The following is a 4,297-nucleotide window of genomic DNA, read 5'->3' on the forward strand; positions in this document are numbered from 1 at the left end:
GGGGCTAGACCTGCTAGGTCTCTGGCTTGGGCAAGGCGGGATCCCGGCGAGTTTCCCTAAGGCTTTCGCCAAGAGAGGTCAGCTTGCCACCCTCTTCGGCGGCCAAGTCAGCAGAACGGGCGATCTCGTAGAGGCTTTTGACCACGCTAGAGAGGGGAATGGCGATGATCACGCCCAGAATACCCCCCAGTTGCGCCCCCACCAACAGGGCGATCAAGATCCACACCGGGTTGAGGCCAATCAGCTCCCCCATCAGGCGAGGGGCGATGACCCGATCCTTAACCTGCTGCACAATTAGGGAGACCAGCACCACCTTGAGGCTGAGCCAGATATCCTGAAAGGCCAGCAGCACCGCTGCCGCGCCGATGCCGATAAAGCCTCCCACCAGCGGGATCACCTCCAGCAGGCCGATCAACAGGCCAAACAAAAGCCCGAAGGGCACGCGCAAAAAACCAAAAATTGGCACCAGCATCAGGGCCATGATGAACCCCAACACCAACTGGCTGATGAGAAAGTTCTGGAAACTCAGAGCCAGGGCTTCGCCGATGCGCGGCCCCCAGGGCTTGGGAAAGAGGCTGAGCAACCCCTGCCAAAACTGGCCGCCGTAGAGCAGCATGTAGAGGGCCAACACCAGTACCAACACCAAATCGATCACCTGGTTAAAGGTGCCCAGGAGGATGTCCAGGGATTGGCCGGCAATTTTTTCGGCGCTGGCCTGCAGGCGGTTGAGGAGGGTGTTCACCAGCTCTGTCTGGCCGAGGTTGATGTTGCGCTCTGCCGCCCACAGGCTGATTTGATCCAGCCAGCTTTGTAAGGTATCCACCCACTCCGGGATCCGCGCCCCCAACTGCACCACCTGCTTGGCCAGGATGGGCACGATGGCGATCCCTACCAAGGCCAGCAGCACCACCGACAGGGCAAAAACCAGGGTGACCGCCAAACCCCGACTGACCCGATAGCGCCGCAGCACCTGTACCGGATAGTTGAGCAAAAAGGCCAGCACCGCCGCCGTCAGGATGGTGGTGAGCAGATGGCCAAACAACCGGCCCACCTGCAGGGCCAGCCAGCCGCTAATGACGATCAAAATCCAGGTGAGCAGCAGCCGCTGCAAGGGCGAGAAGCGATTCATGCCAGGGGGATCCCCAAGAGCCTAAAAACCCAGGATGCTATATCCACTATCCACATAGATCACCTGGCCGGTAATGCCGCTGGCCAGGTCGCTGGCCAAAAAAGCAGCCACATTGCCCACCTCGAGCTGGGTGATATTGCGCCGCAGCGGAGCTTTCTCCTCCACCGCGTGCAGCATGGCATGAAAATCCGAAATCGCCGAAGAAGCCAGGGTGCGAATGGGCCCGGCAGAGATAGCATTCACCCGGATCCCGGCAGGGCCCAGCTCGGCCGCCAGGTAGCGAACGCAGGTTTCCAGGCCCGCTTTGGTGACAGCGGCCATGTTGTAGTTGGGCACCACCCGCACTCCCCCCAGATAGGTGAGGGTGAGGATGCTGCTGCCGGCTCTCAAGAGGGGCTTGGCGGCCCGGCAGAGGGCAATCAGGGAGTAGGTGCTCACATCCATGGCCAGGGCAAACCCTTCTCGGGAAATATCGCTAAAGTTGCCGCTCAGCTCTTCTTTTTTAACGAAAGCCAGGCAGTGAACCAAGATATCGACCTGACCCCATTTTTGGGCCACCCCTTGAAACAGATCGTTGATCTGCTGGTCGCTTTGCACATCGCAGGGAAGGAGAAAGTCGGGCTGTAGGGGCTCCGTCAATTGCTGGACTTTGGTTTTGAAGCGATCCCGCTCGTCTGGCAAGTAGGTAACCCCCAACGTAGCTCCCGCTTTGTGCAGTTGCTGGGCAATGCCCCAGGCGATAGAACGCTCGTTGGCAATGCCGGTTACCAAGGCTTTTTTTCCGGTCAGGTCTAGCATAGGGAGAACAAGGAGTAGGGGTGCATTGTTTATCTATCCTCCCACAGAAGAAGGGATCCCTTAGCTGGGCTGATAGGTGGAAGCCACGTGCAGTTCTTTGAGCTGCTTGGCCTCGACGCCGGCAGGGGCGCCGGTGAGCAAACACCTGGCCTGCTGGGTTTTGGGAAAGGCGATGACATCGCGGATGGAATCTTCCCCCGCCAGCAGCATCACCAGCCGGTCTAGGCCGTAGGCGATGCCCCCGTGGGGCGGCGTGCCGTACTCAAAGGCTTCTAGCAAAAAGCCAAACTTGTCCCGCGCCTGCTCAGGGGTGAGGCCGATGGCCTGGAAAACCTGCTCCTGGATCTCCCGCTGGTAGATGCGCAGGGATCCCCCGCCCACTTCCACGCCGTTCCAGACCAGGTCGTAGGCCTGGGCCCGCGCCGTTTTTAGGTCGGCCAAGTCGTCGGGGTGGGGAGCGGTAAAGGGGTGGTGCAGGGCTTCTAGGCGGTTTTCCTCGGCGTTGAACTCAAACATGGGGAAATCGGTGATCCAGAGAAGATTCAAGGCGTTCTCCGGGATCAAGCCCAGCTCCTGCCCCAGGTGCAGCCGCAGGCGGCCCAGCGACTCGTTGACCACGGCAGCCGGCCCTGCCCCAAACAGCAGCAGATCCCCTGGCTTGGCGTTGGTCATCTGCAGCAACTGCTTCTCCTGCTCAGGGCTAAGGCTTTCCTTGAGGGCACCAATGGTATCGAGGCTGCCGGCGCGCACCCGAATGAAGGCCAGGCCGCCCGCCCCGTACTGGGTAACCAGCTTGAACAGATCGCCGCCGGGCTTGATGCGGGTGTTGGAGATCCTCTCGTCGCCGCCGGGCACCGGCAGAGCCTTGATCACTCCCCCCTGCTGCAGGGCTTTGGCGAAGACTTGAAAGCGGGATCCCTGAAACACCCCCGAAACATCCACCAACTCCAGCCCAAAGCGGGTGTCGGGTTTGTCGGAGCCGTAGCGGGCCATAGCCTCGGCGTAGGTCAGCCGCGGGAAGGGACGGGGCAGGTCGATCCCTCTGACGGTTTTGAAGATGTGGCCGATGAGCCGCTCGTTGAGCTCCAAGATTGCCTCCTGATCCAGGAAGCTCATCTCCATGTCCAACTGGGTAAACTCCGGCTGGCGATCCGCCCGCAGATCTTCATCCCGAAAACAGCGGGCAATTTGGTAGTAGCGATCCACGCCAGCCACCATCAGCAACTGCTTAAAAAGCTGGGGCGACTGCGGCAGGGCAAACCACTCGCCGGGGTTGACGCGGCTGGGCACCAAGTAATCTCTGGCACCTTCGGGGGTGGAGCGGGTGAGGATGGGGGTCTCCACCTCGATAAAGCCTTCTTCGTCCTCCAGAAAACGGCGAATGGCCTTGATCACCTGGTGGCGCAGTTGCAGGTTGCGGGACAAGCGCTCCCGCCTCAAGTCCAAGTAGCGGTAGCGCAGGCGAATCTCCTCCCGCACCTCTTCCCCTTCTTCCCCCGAGACACTGAAGGGAAGCTGCTTGCCCACGCGGCTGAGAATTTCCAGCTCTTCTGCGTAGACCTCCACTTCGCCGGTGGCCAGGCGGGGGTTAAAGGAGTCTTCAGGCCGCCGCTGAACCGTTCCCGTTGCCCGTACCACATATTCGTTGCGCACCTGCCCCGCCAGCTCGTAGGAGAGGGGGGTCTTCTGGGGATCCGCCACCAGTTGCACAATGCCGGAGCGATCCCGCAGATCGAGAAAGATCACCCCCCCGTGGTCGCGGCGGCGGTCGATCCAGCCGTAGAGGGTGACACTCTGGCCGATGTGAGCTGGGCGCACTTGGCCACAATAGAGGGAACGGGGCGGGCGACGGATAGCAGCAGGCATGGACGCGGTAAGAAAACAAGGGTCTGAGCCCCTATCATACAAAACTCAGCCCCCCTGCCTCGATTCTGCCCCTCAAGGACAATCAGGGGATCCGCCCAAGGCCCCCACAATCGTGCAGGTGTTGTGGCGCATCATAGCGATGTAGGTTTCGGCACCGCTGCCTGGCTCCCCTAGGGAGTCCGAGTACAGTTCCTGTTCGGCCACCTGGACTCCCGCTTCGGCGGCCACCGTTTGGATGAGAGCGGGGTTAAGGGTGGTCTCGGCAAAAACCGCCGGCACCCCCAGGGCGCGGATCTCCTCCACCAACCGAGCCACCGTCTGGGCGCTGGGCTGTTCCTCGGTGCTGATCCCCAAGAGGGATCCCCCCATCTTCAGGCCGTAGGCTTGGGTGTAGTAGGCAAAGGCATCGTGGGTGGTCACCAAAACCCGGTTGCCAGGGGGAATGGTCTGAATCTGCTCCGCGATCCAGGCGTGGAGCTCTTCCAGCTCCGCCCGATAGGCGGC

General features: G+C 61.2%; 4 protein-coding genes. All 4 read right to left on the bottom strand.

All coding sequences use genetic code 11. From position 1 onward, the window contains the following. Positions 1 to 13: 13 nt before the first annotated feature. A complete protein-coding gene (locus tag NW853_RS10680) occupies positions 14 to 1,129 on the bottom strand; it encodes an AI-2E family transporter (protein ID WP_414334225.1) in 1,116 nt (371 codons plus the stop codon). 21 nt (positions 1,130 to 1,150) lie between these two features. Further along, positions 1,151 to 1,927, bottom strand: coding sequence for an enoyl-ACP reductase FabI (fabI, locus tag NW853_RS10685; RefSeq protein ID WP_414348999.1), 777 nt, complete (start codon positions 1,925 to 1,927; stop codon positions 1,151 to 1,153). Positions 1,928 to 1,987: 60 nt separating this feature from the next. Further along, a complete protein-coding gene (gene aspS, locus NW853_RS10690; RefSeq protein WP_414349000.1) occupies positions 1,988 to 3,793 on the bottom strand; it encodes an aspartate--tRNA ligase in 1,806 nt (601 codons plus the stop codon). A 72-nt stretch (positions 3,794 to 3,865) separates the two neighbouring features. After that, the coding region (locus tag NW853_RS10695) for a metal ABC transporter solute-binding protein, Zn/Mn family (protein ID WP_414349001.1) at positions 3,866 to 4,297 on the bottom strand (432 nt) is incomplete at its 5' end.

It is taken from the genome of Synechococcus sp. H55.11 (assembly GCF_047462475.1).
Lineage (GTDB): Bacteria > Cyanobacteriota > Cyanobacteriia > Thermostichales > Thermostichaceae > Thermostichus.